Annotated in this window: 21 protein-coding genes; 17 read left to right on the plus strand and 4 right to left on the minus strand. The window is 43.0% G+C overall.

Annotated elements, in window-relative coordinates; genetic code table 11:
- Positions 1–308: 308 nt before the first annotated feature.
- The 3 genes from BLP46_RS02085 to BLP46_RS02095 are packed head-to-tail and all read right to left on the minus strand — an operon-like array spanning position 309 to position 2,491.
- On the minus strand, positions 309–1,214 hold the full coding sequence (locus BLP46_RS02085) for an FtsX-like permease family protein (RefSeq protein WP_318259411.1): 906 nt from the start codon (positions 1,212–1,214) through the stop codon (positions 309–311).
- Between the two features lie 10 nt (positions 1,215–1,224).
- Complete coding sequence (locus tag BLP46_RS02090) at positions 1,225–1,917, minus strand: ABC transporter ATP-binding protein (RefSeq protein ID WP_092974882.1); 693 nt, start codon at positions 1,915–1,917, stop codon at positions 1,225–1,227.
- Positions 1,910–2,491 carry a TetR/AcrR family transcriptional regulator gene (locus tag BLP46_RS02095; protein WP_092974885.1) on the minus strand — a complete coding sequence of 194 codons (582 nt, stop codon included), beginning with the start codon at positions 2,489–2,491 and terminating at the stop codon, positions 1,910–1,912. The genes BLP46_RS02090 and BLP46_RS02095 overlap by 8 nt, the downstream gene beginning before the upstream one ends.
- 346 nt (positions 2,492–2,837) lie before the next feature.
- Here BLP46_RS02095 and BLP46_RS02100 point away from each other — a divergent pair, with 346 nt between their 5' ends.
- Genes BLP46_RS02100 through BLP46_RS02175 form a run of 17 tightly spaced genes read left to right on the plus strand, consistent with a single transcriptional unit; the run spans position 2,838 to position 13,349 of the window.
- Positions 2,838–3,305 carry a terminase small subunit gene (locus tag BLP46_RS02100; RefSeq protein ID WP_092974888.1) on the plus strand — a complete coding sequence of 156 codons (468 nt, stop codon included), beginning with the start codon at positions 2,838–2,840 and terminating at the stop codon, positions 3,303–3,305.
- Entirely contained in the window at positions 3,295–4,560 is a 1,266-nt protein-coding gene (locus BLP46_RS02105) for a PBSX family phage terminase large subunit (protein WP_092974891.1), read from the plus strand. Before BLP46_RS02100 ends, BLP46_RS02105 begins: the two co-directional genes overlap by 11 nt.
- Positions 4,557–5,699, plus strand: a complete 1,143-nt coding sequence (locus tag BLP46_RS02110; RefSeq protein ID WP_092974894.1) for a beta/alpha barrel domain-containing protein — start codon at positions 4,557–4,559, stop codon at positions 5,697–5,699. Before BLP46_RS02105 ends, BLP46_RS02110 begins: the two co-directional genes overlap by 4 nt.
- The gene (locus BLP46_RS02115; protein WP_092974897.1) at positions 5,692–6,687 is read left to right on the plus strand and encodes a hypothetical protein; all 996 of its coding nucleotides are present in this window, start codon (positions 5,692–5,694) and stop codon (positions 6,685–6,687) included. The genes BLP46_RS02110 and BLP46_RS02115 overlap by 8 nt, the downstream gene beginning before the upstream one ends.
- Positions 6,688–6,700: 13 nt before the next feature.
- Positions 6,701–7,036, plus strand: a complete 336-nt coding sequence (locus BLP46_RS02120) for a hypothetical protein (RefSeq protein ID WP_092974900.1) — start codon at positions 6,701–6,703, stop codon at positions 7,034–7,036.
- 17 nt (positions 7,037–7,053) lie between these two features.
- Positions 7,054–8,061 carry a phage major capsid protein gene (locus BLP46_RS02125; protein WP_092974903.1) on the plus strand — a complete coding sequence of 336 codons (1,008 nt, stop codon included), beginning with the start codon at positions 7,054–7,056 and terminating at the stop codon, positions 8,059–8,061.
- Positions 8,062–8,074: 13 nt separating this feature from the next.
- Positions 8,075–8,425, plus strand: a complete 351-nt coding sequence (locus BLP46_RS02130; protein WP_092974906.1) for a hypothetical protein — start codon at positions 8,075–8,077, stop codon at positions 8,423–8,425.
- Entirely contained in the window at positions 8,425–8,796 is a 372-nt protein-coding gene (locus BLP46_RS02135; protein ID WP_092974909.1) for a hypothetical protein, read from the plus strand. The genes BLP46_RS02130 and BLP46_RS02135 overlap by 1 nt, the downstream gene beginning before the upstream one ends.
- Positions 8,768–9,199: a hypothetical protein gene (locus BLP46_RS02140; protein ID WP_092974912.1), complete on the plus strand. Its 432-nt coding sequence runs from the start codon at positions 8,768–8,770 to the stop codon at positions 9,197–9,199. The genes BLP46_RS02135 and BLP46_RS02140 overlap by 29 nt, the downstream gene beginning before the upstream one ends.
- 1 nt (position 9,200) lies before the next feature.
- Positions 9,201–9,578, plus strand: a complete 378-nt coding sequence (locus BLP46_RS02145; protein ID WP_092974915.1) for a hypothetical protein — start codon at positions 9,201–9,203, stop codon at positions 9,576–9,578.
- Positions 9,568–9,708, plus strand: a complete 141-nt coding sequence (locus BLP46_RS12930) for a hypothetical protein (RefSeq protein ID WP_167669144.1) — start codon at positions 9,568–9,570, stop codon at positions 9,706–9,708. The genes BLP46_RS02145 and BLP46_RS12930 overlap by 11 nt, the downstream gene beginning before the upstream one ends.
- Entirely contained in the window at positions 9,705–10,220 is a 516-nt protein-coding gene (locus BLP46_RS02150) for a LysM peptidoglycan-binding domain-containing protein (RefSeq protein ID WP_092974918.1), read from the plus strand. Before BLP46_RS12930 ends, BLP46_RS02150 begins: the two co-directional genes overlap by 4 nt.
- Positions 10,214–11,152: a hypothetical protein gene (locus BLP46_RS02155; RefSeq protein ID WP_092974921.1), complete on the plus strand. Its 939-nt coding sequence runs from the start codon at positions 10,214–10,216 to the stop codon at positions 11,150–11,152. Before BLP46_RS02150 ends, BLP46_RS02155 begins: the two co-directional genes overlap by 7 nt.
- Positions 11,152–11,484, plus strand: a complete 333-nt coding sequence (locus BLP46_RS02160; RefSeq protein ID WP_092974924.1) for a phage baseplate assembly protein — start codon at positions 11,152–11,154, stop codon at positions 11,482–11,484. Before BLP46_RS02155 ends, BLP46_RS02160 begins: the two co-directional genes overlap by 1 nt.
- Positions 11,485–11,826 (plus strand): hypothetical protein, encoded by a 342-nt coding sequence (locus BLP46_RS02165; RefSeq protein ID WP_092974927.1) that lies wholly within the window; start codon positions 11,485–11,487, stop codon positions 11,824–11,826. It begins immediately after the preceding gene.
- Positions 11,813–12,871 carry a baseplate J/gp47 family protein gene (locus BLP46_RS02170; protein WP_092974930.1) on the plus strand — a complete coding sequence of 353 codons (1,059 nt, stop codon included), beginning with the start codon at positions 11,813–11,815 and terminating at the stop codon, positions 12,869–12,871. Before BLP46_RS02165 ends, BLP46_RS02170 begins: the two co-directional genes overlap by 14 nt.
- 1 nt (position 12,872) lies before the next feature.
- Positions 12,873–13,349 (plus strand): putative phage tail protein, encoded by a 477-nt coding sequence (locus BLP46_RS02175; protein WP_092974933.1) that lies wholly within the window; start codon positions 12,873–12,875, stop codon positions 13,347–13,349.
- A 140-nt stretch (positions 13,350–13,489) separates the two neighbouring features.
- On the opposite strand, the gene eno is transcribed toward BLP46_RS02175, so the two are convergent.
- Positions 13,490–14,782, minus strand: a complete 1,293-nt coding sequence (gene eno / locus BLP46_RS02180; protein ID WP_092974938.1) for a phosphopyruvate hydratase — start codon at positions 14,780–14,782, stop codon at positions 13,490–13,492.
- Between the last annotated feature and the right edge of the window lie 132 nt (positions 14,783–14,914).

Consider the following 14,914-nt stretch of genomic DNA (forward strand, 5'->3'; position numbering starts at 1 on the left):
TAAAAATGACCGGGCAGTCAAACGGCTGTCCGGTCAATGTTATTATAAGGGAAAAGTTTGTTATGATGGAAAAACTTTTAGTCGAGCATAATTTCTTTAACAGATAGTTTTTCCATTTTCTTTGTATATGCAAACATAGTTGCCTCATAAAGTATGATAAAAGCTGCCAGGGTAATAAACATAGCGGTAAAACTGAATTTGTATTCCGGGACATTTTCGACATCTTTGAATACAACTGAAATCATAATTCTTAATAATGAGTATTGATATACGGTTCCGACTGCAAACCCAAAATATGCCCATGGGCGTTACCCGTTTAAAACAGCTTTAGAGCATTGCCTGGTGCTGTAACCGAATACTTTCATCATAGTAATGGTTTTTTTGTTTGCGTCAACAACCGATGTTGTAGCGATAAACAATGTTACAACTGCAAGAACAATGCCTATTCCCATTATCATAATTGCCATCATTTTGCTTGCCAATTTGTCCATACAGGATGACATTTGCATCATTGCCGAAAAACAGAACACAGCAAATGTAATAAAGAAAATCAGCGACTTCCTCTGTCGTACATTACTTTTTTCAAGTTCACGCAGAAATGACATATCCGTATCTTTTTTTGCATGAACTACCTTCCGTGTTGATTGTCCCCTGATTAACCACAATGCAGGTATTTTTAACTTTATAAAACTGTAATAAACCGCCAGCAATGCAAAAAAGATTGTTGGAAGCACTACGAGTGCAAAACATAATCCCGGGTGGAATGAAATTGAAATATCAGGCAGAAGGCCTTCTTTATTTTGTAATTCATAAAGTTTTGGCATTAATAAGTGTGCGCCGGAATAACCAAGTGCAGTTCCGACAAATATGGGTAATCCGAATACCCAAAAGTTTTTTGCCACGGTGATTCTTGAATATCCCAAGGCCTTTAGAATACCGAGCTGCTTTTGGTTTGTTTCAATATAATGTCCTATGTAAAAGCAAATAAGTACGACGGTGGTAAGAAGCAGGCAGCCGCCTGAAACTGCGCTGATTACTATTGATGTATTGCATTGTGCTTCATAGAATATTCTTAACACTTCATGTGTTATTTGGTCGTCTATTGCAGATAAATCCAAATAATAATTTAAAAACATTGTACATACAATAACAGCGCAAAAGCTCACTATCAACATTCCGAGCATCTTGAAAATATCCTTGATACTTACTATCATATGTTACCTCCTACCAAGCAATCTCATATGCTGACTTTGGCTTATCGTTGTAATACTGTTCTATGTTTTTTCCGCTGTTCATAGATATAACGGTATCAGCCATTTCTGCAATGTTTTGGTTGTGAGTTACCATAACCATAGTAAATCCGATTTCTTTTTGCAGCCTGCAAATTAAATCCAGCACCAATCTGCCGGTAGTCTCGTCAAGCGCACCTGTGGGTTCGTCCAAAAACAAAACTTTGGGTTGCTTTGCCAGTGCCCTTGCAATTGACACACGCTGCTGTTCACCTCCGCTCAGTTCGTGAGGATATTTTTTTATTTTGTCCGAAAGTCCCACCGCTTTGATTAACTCTCGATAGTTTTTGTTTTTTGCCAAATCGGCACCCATTTTAACATTTTTGTCTACATTAAGATTTGGCAGAAGAAAATATTGTTGAAAGACGTATCCTATGGTGTCTTTTCTGAAACTTGTGATTTCGGCGTCAGTCATCTTGATAATGTTTTTGCCGTCATACAATACGGCACCCGAATCGGCAGGCTCCAATCCGGATATAATATTCAGAAATGTGGATTTTCCGGAACCGGAGGCACCGAGTATAACCATAAAATCTCCGTCTTTTATGTCTAATGTAATTCCTTTCAGCACTTCGTTTTTACCTTCGCCTGTGCCGTAAAATTTGTGCAGATTTTCAATTTTAATCATCTGTATTTCTACCTTTCTCAAATAACAGCAATCCCTTAAAGACCTCTGTCAGTCTTTCCTCAATTTGCTTTGCCGTATAGTTGCACAATCCTGTGGAAAACATAGTTGCAATTCCGTGTGTGTATGTCCACAGATGCTGATAAATTCTTTCGGCGGTTTGACTGTCCAAGCAATACGGCTCCTGTACCGACTTCAATATTTTTTCGTAGTTGTCATCAATACATGGCAGAATTGCAGAAACGTCTTTCTGCTCCTCTGAAGCTCTCATAAATAAAAGCTGAAACAACTTTGGCTTTTCGGCTGCAAAACGAATGTATGCAATACCTACTCCTTTAAATGCCGGCTGCATTTTAAGTCCTGTTTCAACGTATTTTCCATACAATTCTTTTGCTTTCAGTATTACCGAATGTTTTATCTCGTCCATGCTTTCAAAGACGGTAAATATCGGTCTTGCTGAGCTGCCCAGCCGTTTGCCCAATTCTCTTGCTGTAACGGCGTCAATTCCGCTTTCCTCAGTTATGGATAGTGCCGTATTCAGAATTTCATCCTTTGTGAATTTTGCTTTTGGCGGCATATGAATCTCCTTAATAAAACATGCGTTTTAAAACGTTAGTTTTATTATATGTGTAAAATTTCCGGGTGTCAAGCTCTTTATTTAAATTCTACAAGAGTTTCAGTTGATGAGGTAAAAATAAGCTCTAATTTTTAAATTAGGATAAAAATTTAATATTTTTTCTGAGATTGCATATTTTTATGCAATCTTTTTTGTTTTTACAGGGGTGGCTGAAAGGAGTTTCGGTCAAGTGTTTCGGTATGATGTTGCATTCAGGTTTTAGAACTTGAGCTGCAGCAAACCAAACTTTTGCAAAGATGTTGTGCCGACCTTTCAAAATCGGAGGTGACAGAATATAGATAAAAAACTGAGTAACCGTGAAAAGAACTTTTGCTCTTGTTTTGCAGTTCTCGGTAATGCCGAACTGGCGGCAAAATGTGTAGGATTTTCTGATGACGCAAAGCAGACGGGTGAGAAGTTGCTTTGCAAAAAAGAGATTACCGACGAGATTTCAAGGCTGATTGCACAGCGAAGAAAAACTCTTGCCAATATGGCAACAGCAGGGTATTACAGGCTTGCGTTCGGAAACATTGCGGACGCTGTTTCACTTTTGTTTGAGGAGAATCCGACAAGGGAGAGGCTGGGCGAGATGGATTTGTTTTTGGTGTCGGAAATAAAACGACCTAAGGACGGCACTATGGAGATTAAATTTTTTGACAGGCTCAAGGCTCTTGAACATCTTGAAACCAAGACGGAGGAGGAAACAACTGCTATGGAATTTTTTGATGCAATAGGTGACAGTGCCCGAAATGCAGGTGAGAAAATTGGGGATTAGACCGTTTTCTGCCAAACAGCGCATTGTGCTTAACTGGTGGCATAAAAACTCAAGGTTTTCAGCACGGGACGCTATTATTTGTGACGGTGCGGTGCGAAGCGGAAAGACATTTTGTATGGTGCTTTCGTTTGTAATTTGGAGCTTTTACGAATTTAAAAATTCAGATTTTGCTCTTTGCGGCAAGACCATACGCTCGCTTAGGAGAAATATGGTTACTCCTGCAATACCGATTCTGAAATCTCTCGGATTTGAATGTGAAGAAAAGCTGTCGCAGAATATCCTGAATGTGCGCCGCAACGGAGTTGTCAACAGGTTTTACCTGTTCGGGGGCAAGGACGAGTCCTCTGCGGCACTGATTCAGGGAATGACGTTGTCGGGAGTGCTGTTTGACGAGGTTGCTCTTATGCCTCGTTCGTTTGTTGAACAGGCTATGGCAAGATGTTCTGTTGCGGGTTCACGGTTCTGGTTTAACTGCAATCCCGAACACCCCGAGCACTGGTTTTATCTTGAATGGATAAAAAAGGCTGATGACAAAAACGCTTTGTATCTTCATTTTATTATGGACGATAATCCGTCTCTCAGCGAAAATGTTAAGCGCAGATACGAAAATCTGTATACGGGAGTGTTTTATGAACGCTTTGTCAAGGGCAGGTGGGCGGCGGTTTACGGTGCAGTTTATCCGTTTATGATTGATGAGAAAATGTATTGCAATGTGCCCTGTGATGAGTTTTCAAGGTATGCGATTTCCTGTGACTACGGAACGGTGAATCCGTCTTCGTTTGGCTTGTGGGGCAGGCATAACGGAGTGTGGTACAGGATTGACGAATACTACTTTAACTCACGAACAGAAGGCTTTCAAAAAACCGATGAGGAGCATTACAAAGCTCTGTGTGCGCTTGCAGGCGACAGAAATATTGAAAGCGTTGTGGTTGACCCGTCGGCGGCAAGTTTTATTGAGACAATTCGCCGACACGGAAAATTCAGGGTTATCCCTGCACAAAACAACGTTGTAAACGGGATACGAAAAGTATCTCAGATGTTAAAGGACGGAAGCGTGAAAATCTGTAAAAACTGCAGGGCGGCAAAACGTGAGTTTGCAATTTACAGGTGGGACAACAAAAAGGGCGATGACAGTCCCCTAAAGGAAAACGACCACGCTATGGATGAAATAAGGTACTTTGTTACAACTATAATAGGCGGCGGTTCAAGAACGTTTGCACTTGCCGCTGAAAGACAGGAGGAAAACCTAGTTTGAAATTTGGAAGAAAAAAGCACGGCATAAAGTCTGTGGTTCAGACCGTGCCCGGGGCCGTGCAAAGCGAAAGCCTTTTGTTTTCAAGGTATGAAGCTCAAAGCAAAGCCGAAAGAGAACTTTACCTGAGCTTGCGGGAGTCGGTTCCCGTTATTGACGCCGCAATTAACAAAATTGTCAGGCTTATAGGGAATTTCAGAATAGAAACGAGCGGAAGCGCATCTCAAAAACTTGCGGACGAGTTTGTTAAAAATGTAAAAACGAACGGTTCTTCGGGCGGTATGATGAATTTTGTTTACTGCTACCTTGACAGCCTGCTGACCTATGGAGCGGCAGTGGGTGAAATGGTTCCCGACGCAGGCGCAAACGGCATTGCCGCACTGTATAACGCAAGTCTTGACGACGTTGAAATCCGAGCAGACAAAACGCCGCTTGACCTTGTTGTGTGCAAAAACGATATGGGGCAAATTGCGCCGGTTAAATATCAAAATTTGGTGTTTGCAACCTTGCTCAATCCCAAGTCGGGTACGGTGCACGGAACATCGGTTTTGAGCGGACTTCCGTTTGTCAGTTCAATTTTGCTGAGAATATTTCAATCGCTGAAAAACAATTGGGAAAGAGTTGGCGACGTGCGCTTTGCGGTTACCTATAACCCCGGTGCAAACGAAACTTTCAGCGAGGAGAGCGCAAGACAGATTGCCGACGAGTGGAAAAAGGCGATGAGAAGCAGAAACGTATGTGATTTTGTTTCTGTGGGTGATGTGAGCGTTAAGGTTATCGGAGCGGAAAATCAGATTCCCGATTGCGAGATTCCTGTTCGCACAATAATGGAGCAGATTCTTGCAAAGCTTGGAATACCGCCGTTTTTGCTTGGGCTTTCGTGGTCAAGTACCGAGCGTATGAGCGAACAGCAGGCGGATATTCTTACGAGTGAACTTGAGTATTACAGGGCGGTTGTGGAGCCTGTTGTGCGCAGGGCGGTTGAGTATCACCTTAGGCTCTCGGGATACAATGAAAAAATCAGGGTGATTTGGAACGACATAAATCTTCAGGACACTTTGGAGCTTTCTCAGGCAAGGCTTAACAACGCCCGTGCGGTTCAGATTGAAAAAGAAATTGGTTTGGAGGTAGTTGATGAGTAAAAACAATGTGCGAAAGCAGGCTGTTTCGGGAACTGTGATTGACGGCGGTGCCGAAGGCGTAAGCGAGGAAGAACTTAAACTAATCAACGGCTACACAAGGCGAAAGCTTAGTGCGAACGAGGTATATGTTTTTTCGGTTGTACTGTGTGACAATGACATTGACCGTGACGGCGAACGCTTTACGGTGGAATCGCTTTTTGAACTTGAAAAGCTGTTTGTAGGTAAAACAGGAATTTTTGACCATACTCCGAGTGCCAAAAATCAGACGGCAAGGATTTTCTCCTGCTCGGTGGAGGCTGTCGGAGGCCGCAAAACTGAGTTGGGTGATGATTATTTCAGGCTCAAAGCAAGGGCGTATCTGCCAAAAAGCCAAAAGAACGGCGACATAATTCTTGCGCTTGACAGCGGAATTATCAAAGAGGTCAGCGTTGGCTGTGCGGTTGAAAAAGTTGTGTGCAGTGTTTGCGGCGAAGAAATCGGAATGTGCGCCCACAAAAAGGGCGAGATTTACGGCTCAAAGATTTGCTGTGGAGAGTTGACCAATCCGTATGATGCATATGAATGGAGCTTTGTGGCGGTGCCGTCACAGAGGGCGGCAGGCGTTACAAAGTCCTGTTGCGGAAAGGAATTGACAATGGAGAATATTTTAAAAAGACTTGAACTCGGAAAAGGCTTTGTGTTGGACGACAACGAATGCAGAAAACTTGCAGATTATATTGACAACCTAAAAAAATCGGCTAAGGACGGAATAATTTACCGTGATAATCTTACAAGAGAAATGCTGAGGCTTGCCGCCTGCGTTCAACCCGAGATTTCAAGAGAAACCATGGAAAGTATTGCAAAAAATATGACTGTGTCTCAGCTTAAAGAATTTAAGACTGCGTTTGAAAAGCAGAAAAACGAGAGCATTGCGCCGATGATACAGCTTTGTTCGGATAAAAACAAAGGCATAAACAACACCGTTTTAAACGGTCAATTCAGAATTTAACGGAGGTAATTATATGAATGTAAACTTTAACGGCTACGGCGAAAACGTTGCGACTTTTGTTGCGGACAGCAGTTTGACTGCGGCAGGCGTGCCTGTGAAAATTACGGCTGACGGAACCGTCGGCAAGTGTTCGGCAAACGATATATTTTGCGGAATTTGTGTTGGACTGCGTGACGGATACGCCGCTGTTCAGCTTTCAGGATATGCAAAGGTGGACGTTACCGCCAAACTTACGCTCGGATATTCAAAACTTGCCGCGGCGGCAAGCGGCAAAGTGGCTGCAAACACTAACGGCAGGGATATTCTTGTTATTGATTCCACAACGACAAGCGCAGGTATAATTCTTTAATACAAGGAGGAGAAAATATGGCTAACTATGAAAATATAACAATTGAAAAGGGAATGTATCAGGGCAAGGGAAGCCTTACGGACGTACTTGAAAAGCTTGACCCGTCGGAAAATTATGTCGGTACATCGCTTGAGGGTCTTGACGCGTTTTCACGTCAGCTTAAGCGTTTTGACATCAAGGTGAGCGGCAGGGGCAGTGACTGCGTTGAAAAATTCTTTCAGAGTTCTGATTCTTCGGCTCTCTTCCCGGAATATGTAAGCAGAGCGGTATATCAGGGAATGGAACGTGCTGATGTGCTTTCAAATCTTGTGGCTACCGTAACCGATATTGACGGTATGGATTACCGCAGTATTGTGTCAAATCCGAGCGATGATGATAAGACACTTAAAGTTGTCAGCGAGGGTGCGGTTATTCCGCAGACAACCGTGAAGACAAGGGAGAACCTTGTGAAGCTTCACAAGAGAGGCAGAATGTTGGTGGCGTCTTATGAGGCTTTGAGATTTCAGCGACTCGATTTGTTTACGGTAACGCTTAATCAGATTGGCGCATATATTGCAAGAGCACAGCTTAAGGACGCAATTTCGGTAATTATAAACGGAGACGGTAACTCAAATCCGGCGGCAAATATTGAGGCGGCAGAAAGCGGCAAGCTGAGCTATGACGACATTATCAAGCTTTGGGCAAACTTTTCTCCGTATGAACTCAATACGATTATTGCTCCGACTGAGCAAATGCAGAAAATTCTTTCGCTTTCTCAGATGCAGGACGCAAATGCAGGCCTTGATTTTCAGGGTACAGGCAAAATGATTACTCCGCTCGGTGCAACTTTGATTCACGCTCCTGAGATTGCGGCAGGCAAAATTATCGGTCTTGACAAAAACTGTGCGCTTGAAATGGTTCGTGCAGGCGGAGTAACTACCGATTATGACAAGCTCATTGACCGTCAGCTTGAACGTGCGGCAATTACCTGCACAGCAGGATTTTCAAAGATATTTACAGAAGCTTCCAAGACCCTTTCGTGCTGACGGAGGTGATTGTTTGAACATTGCAAACGTAATGTCACGGTTTTCGGCATTGTCGGGAATTGAAAATTCTCAGCTTTATAAGTGGCATACGCTGATTGAAGACGCCTGTGCGTTTGTCAGCTCAAAATGCATAAAATCGGAGCTTGACGAAAATGATATTAAAAGACTTGAAATGCTGTGTGCGGTCTATGCGCTTAAAATGAGCAGTATGTGCAATGATGATAACATAACCTCGTTTACAGCCGGCGACGTGAAAATCACGTCGCCCGGCGGCAGCAATTTTGAAAAACTGTGGAGCGAGCTTGCGGCAAAGTCGGCGGATTTGATAAAGATTGACGGATTTTTGTTTGGCAGGGTGATGTGATGGGCATTTTTAACTCTGTTAGAGAAACAATAAAAAAGTATGGCTCGTCAATCAATATAATCGACGGAGACAAAGTAATTAAGTCAAAAGCCTTTGTTGAACCTTTGAGATACAAAAACAGGGTGTATATCGGCGGCGAATATCATTGCCTCGGCTTTTTTAAAAAAGAGAAATACCTGTATGTAGGAATTGCCGATAATAAGCTGACGGAAAACAGCACTGTAATAGAAACAAACGGCGAAAAATATATTGTTAAAAGGCGCGAAAAATATTATGTGAAAGACATTCCGATTTATGTGTGGGCAATTTTGCAGCCGTACGGGGAGGTGTTGGAGGATGATTATGACTCAGATACAGAAACAGCTGGATAAAATAATTGTTGGGCTGAAACGCATCGAAACCCTGAAAAACGTCAGATTTGTGCGTGAATATGGCGCACACAAGGCGGAAGTACCGATAAATGATATGCTTGCTGTTGTTTCGGTTAAAGAAAGTGTTTTGTCAAACAGCTATATCGGGGGATATCTTTCATCTTCGGTCAGAGGCGACCAATATTCGGCAAATGCAGAGATTAGGGTTTATGCTCCCTCGGATAAAAGCGGAGCAGGTCTTAGCGAAACGGTGGGAGAAATACTTGCGGGACTGAAAACTGCCGATGAAAATAAAATAATCACGGAGTCAAGCGCAACTCCGATTGCCTTTGACTCTGATATGAATGCGGTGTACAGAACGGTAAAATTCGTGGTGGATTTTTGCCTTTGCGAGGAGGAATAGCTTGACGGAATTTAGATTTTTGAACGGCGGCGATACGGTTGTCAAACTTAACGGAGAAGTCTTGGGCGGAGTTAAAAAGGCGGTGTGTCGAAAAAATAATACGATTAACAAAATTATGGAGTTTTTGAATGAAACTCCTGTTGCAAGTTTTGCAGAGAGCAGTTATGTTGTTGAGCTTGAAATGAATCTTGCGGACATACATTTTTTTGATGACAAAAATACTTTTGACAACATTGAATTTTTAAACAACCAAAAAAGTGTAAGATACTCCGATTGCTGTGTTGAGCAGATTGAGGGCATTGTTAATCCCGAGGGGAATGTTGATTACAGGGTGAAAATCGTAGCGGAAAGAAGGAGCGTTGGCAATAATGACAGCTGAAAATCTTATTAGGCTTGCCGAGGAAAGCACTCAGGGGTATAATGCCGAGGAACTTAGCGAGCTTTTTGAACAGGAGAGCAGGAGATACAGCAGAAAACTCACCGAAGAGGAGGAGGCAAAGCTAAGATGAAACTTGTTCCTATGCGTTTTAAAGGAGTTGAATGGCACCACAATCCCAGAGAGATTTCGTTTGAGTGTGAAAAGGACATAAACGAATTAAGGTCGCCGTTCGGCAAAGCTTACATACAAAACACCGGAAGAAAAAATATGAAAATTACAGGTACTGGCGAACTTTTCGGTTATGACTGCCTGAGGCAGTTTGACAGACTGCTCGCTTTGTTTAAACAAGGTGGCGACGGGATCCTTGCTATTCTGCAAATTACCCCGATTTACGCTGTGTTTGAGAGTATAAAAATTGTAGGTCAGCCAAAGCCCGACGTGCTTGTTTACAGCTTTGTTTTTCGGGAGGTTATGGAGAATAAGCAAAGTGACAGCAAGTGTTTTTGCATAACCAAAGAGGGTGAAAATCTTTGGGATATTTCTTACGCATACGGAATCGGAATAGATTCGTTGGTAAGTTTGAATTCGCACATCAAACGCCCCGATATTGTTGAGGACGGGAGTGTGGTGCGGTTGTGCTGAATTTTAAGATTGTAAATACAAACGGTAGCGTAAAAAAGCTTGAAAAGATACTGACCGCTTCTCTTGACAGCGAAACCGATATTCCTGCCGACAGCCTTGTGATTACCTGCCCTTTTGACAGCGGTATAAGCAAAAATGCCGACCGCATTATGGCTTTTGATGAGGACAAGCTTGTTTTTAAGGGGCAGATTGATGAAATAATCAACATCAAAAAGTCAGGCGGAGTAATTACAAAGCTGAGCGCAAGAAGTCCCGCTGCGGCACTGCTTGACAATGAAGCCGAGCCTATTACATATTTATCGCCTGCGCCGGTTCTTATATTTGACCGCCATCTCAAACCCTTTGGAATCACACAATATTTTGCCGACAATATTCCGTTTTTCGGCAGGCTTAAAATTGATAAGGGAATGTCACATTGGCAGGTGTTCAAAAATTTCTGCAAAAACCGTTATGGCTGTGAGCCGAGAATTTCGGGAGACGGCAAGGCATATTTTAACGGGTTCGGGCGCGATGAAATTATAAAATTCGGCGGTGCGGACAACATAGAGTATTATTCGCTAAAAGAAAACAGAATCAGGTGCAAAATCATTTCGCAGGTGAAGCTGAAGCTCACCGAGTTCGGCACATACAGTTCAGTTATTAATAATACTAATTTGCAAAGCAGGGACATTAACCACGTGCGTTATGTAAATGCCGCTGCTGACAATTCAACGGTTGAAACCGCAGATAAAATGATTGAGCAAAGCAATCTTGACAGTTACAGACTGACGCTTGAGTGCGTTGGTTGTTATCCGAATTTGTTGGGATGCCGTGCCGTTGTGGATGACGAAACTTTAGGCAAAGCAGATGGGCTCAGAATTATCAAGACGCTTTGCAAAATTGACGGCAGCGGAGCAAGGACAACCGTTGTGCTGAGAAAGGAAGAATTTTAATGTGGCTGATGAATTATATTACTCAAAATTCTATTACCGCACCTAATGCGGTAAAGGGTAGCGTGAACAAAAACAACAACGACGGCACGGCTGTCACATCGTCCGACGAACATAAGAATTTAAAGTCATGTTTCCCGTACGGAATTGTCAGCGTTGCACCGACAGGACAACGTGCTGTGGTACTGCCTCTTGACGACGGAGAAATCGGACTGGGCGTAATAGCCGACAGAGCAGAGCTTGAGGAGGGCGAAGTTATGCTGTATTCAAAGGGCGGCGCTTCTGTCATACTCAAAAACAACGGAAAGGTTTTAATTAACGGTGAGGAGTACTAAATGATTGACGCAAAAATTGAAAACGGCGACACTGTTGTGGACAGTTCGGGAAACGTAGTGATGATTTCCGATTCCGACGCTCTTTTTCAAAGAGCGGTTATGTGTATTTCCGCAAAGCTCGGCTCATTTATATACGATAGAAAACTCGGTTCCCGTCTTGCCGAATTTGACCTTACGGTAACTAACGCAAAGGGCAGGGCAGAGGTATTGGCAAACGAAGCGTTGGCTGACTTTGAAGATACATACGCAGAGGCGCTTGAACTTGGAGATAAATTGAAACTCAAAATAACCATAGACGGTGAAAGCAGAACAGAGGAGGTGCGTTTGGGTGGAAACATTTGACGAGATTTACGCAAGAATGAAAGCAAAGTATATTGAAGAAAGCGGAAGTGAATTTCTTGAAACAAGCGATATTGCAATAAGGCTCAGAGTGCTTGCAGGCGAAATTTATAATGCGCAGACAAGCCTTGAATGGCTAAAAAAACAGATGTTTGTAAATACCGCAAGCGGAGAAAACCTGGATTATCTTGCTTCGGAGCGAGGCCTTAAACGCAAAGAAGCAACAAAGGCAAAAGGCGAGATTATGTTTATGATTCCCGAAGCCGTTGACCACAAGATTACTATCCCAAAGGGTGCTGTTGTATCGACAAACGACAAAACGCCGATTCGCTTTTGCACAACCGAAACAGAAGAAATAGGCATTGGCGGAACATTTGTAAGCGTGTATGCAGAAGCTGAGCAGGCAGGCAGTAACGGCAATATTCAGCCAAACACCGCAACTGTTCCTGTGAGCGTTCCGGCTGAAATCGTCACTGTCAAGAACCCTGTGTTGTTTGAAGGCGGCGCAGACGAAGAGAGTGACGAAGAACTGCGAAGCCGAATCAAGGCGACATTCATCAGTCAGGCTAACGGTGCAAACGCCGCTTATTATCAACAGCTTGCTTTGTCGGTGAGCGGTGTTAAAAAGGCAGGAGTAATTGCAAGGGTACGCGGTACAGGCACTGTGAACGTTTATGTGTGCGCAAACGGCGAGGCTGTGGACTCTGCAACCCTTGCCGAGGTTCAAAACTTATTGAATGAAAAACGTGAACTTGTGGTTGACGTTCAAGCTTTGAATGCAACTTTTATAAATTATGATTTAAAGGTAAATGTGGTTGCCAAGGCAGGATATGAAGATACCGAGGTCAAAAATCTTTGTACAAATGCGTTTAAGGATTATCTTAATACAATTCCGATAGGCGGCAAGTTGTATCTTTCGGCATTGGGCAAAAGTTTGCTTGAAACCGGCTGCATTGAGAACTACGAGTTTGACACATTTATGCAAAACCAGTCTGCCGCAAGCTCGCAATGCTTTAAGGCGGGAACAGTTACGATAGGAGTTGAGTAGTTTGGACAGCTTTAGCTCAATGAAAAACAAGCTTAGTGCTATCGGAATATATAATATTGAAAACGGCTCAAATATTTATAATGAATTGAAAGCATATTCGGTGGAACTTGACAGAATATTTTCGGAGCTTGACACTATGCTCAGAGAATATTTTATTGAAACTGCTCAAAGCTACGGAATTACATTGAGAGAGAAATTTTTGGGCAGAGAAAAGACCGAATATTCTCTTGAAAAACGCAGAGAGATGCTCAAAATTCAACAGCAGATGATGGGCGGAGAATGTACGCCGAAGTCGTTTGAAAAATTTTTGAAAGGCTGCGGACTTACAAACGTACAGGTATCGGAGTCATTTGCAAGGCAAAGAATTGCCGTGAATATCAGCGACGAGCTTTCTTTGGCGGCAAAAAAGGAGATTGAAGAAAAGGTCAATGCGGAAGTACCCGCACAAATTCTTGTAACATTCAATTATTCTGAATAAAGTAAAACGGTCGGCGTAAACTTATGCGCCGACCGTTTGTTATGTTGATAAAGGTAAAGCAGCAGGCTCCTATATTCCTGCTGCTTTAGATGAGGATTATGAAAATTCCTTAATGGCTGAAATGAATTAATGGAAGTATTTTACTTAATGTTAAATGCACCCATCTGAGGATAAACAGCGCTGCTGCCGAGTTCTTCCTCAATTCTGAGAAGCTGGTTATATTTTGCAACTCTTTCGCTTCTGCTTGGTGCGCCTGTTTTAATCTGGCAAGTGTTCAGTGCAACTGCAAGGTCAGCAATTGTTGTGTCTGCGGTCTCGCCCGAACGGTGCGAAGCAATTGCAGTGTAACCTGCTTTGTGAGCCATCTTGATTGCCTCAAGAGTTTCAGAAACAGAACCAATCTGGTTGAGTTTGATAAGAATTGAGTTGCCGCAGCCAAGTTCAATACCCTTTGCAAGTCGCTCTGTGTTAGTAACAAAGAGGTCATCTCCGACAAGCTGAACTTTGTCGCCGAGTTCCTTTGTAAGCTGCTGCCAGCCTTCCCAGTCCTCTTCGTCAAGTGCGTCCTCAATGGATACGATAGGATATTTTTCAACAAGCTTTTTCCAATGCTCGATAAGCTCTGCCGAAGTGAACTTTGTGCCTGCTTTCGGAAGAATATATTCGCCTTTCTTTGAGCCTTTCCATTCCGATGAAGCCGCATCCATAGCAATCATAAAATCTTTCTTTGGTTCATAACCGGCATTCTTTACTGCCTCAAGAATATACTGAATTGCTTCTTCGTCGCTTGCAAGGTCAGGAGCAAAGCCGCCCTCGTCGCCAACCGAAGTTGCAAGTCCCTTTGATTTAAGAAGTGCTGCAAGTGCGTGGAAAACTTCTGCACACCAACGCAAAGCTTCTTTAAAGCTCGGAGCGCCGACAGGCATAATCATAAATTCCTGAACGTCAACTGTGTTTGCAGCGTGAGCACCGCCGTTAAGAATGTTCATCATCGGAACAGGAAGTCTGTTGCCCGAAATTCCGCCCAAAAATCTGTAAAGAGGAATATCAAGCGATGTTGCAGCAGCTCTTGCACAGGCAATTGAAACCGCAAGAATTGCATTTGCGCCAAGTTTTGACTTGTCCTTTGTTCCGTCAGCATCAATGACAGCCTTGTCAACGGCGTAAATGTCCGAAGCGTCAAGACCGATGATTGTGTCTTTAATTACTGTATTTATATTTTCAACCGCTTTTGAAACGCCCTTGCCAAGGTATCTTGACTTGTCGCCGTCACGCAGCTCAAGCGCCTCGAATTCTCCTGTTGAAGCGCCGCTGGGAGCAGTGCCTCTTGCAACAGTTCCGTCATAAAGCGTAACCTCAGCTTCAACGGTTGGGTTGCCTCTTGAATCAAGAATTTCTCTGCCTTTTACATCTACAATTTCCAAATATGACATTAAACAAAACTCCTTTTTGCAGACATTCCTTCGGGAGGTAAGCACATCCTCCCGAAAAGAAAATAAAAGATAGAAGTAGAAAAACTCTTTTACTTTGAAAGGAAGTCCACATGATTTATTCACTCAGTTAGC

It is taken from the genome of Ruminococcus sp. YE282 (assembly GCA_900101355.1).
Classification (GTDB): Bacteria; Bacillota; Clostridia; order Oscillospirales; family Acutalibacteraceae; genus Ruminococcoides; species Ruminococcoides bromii_A.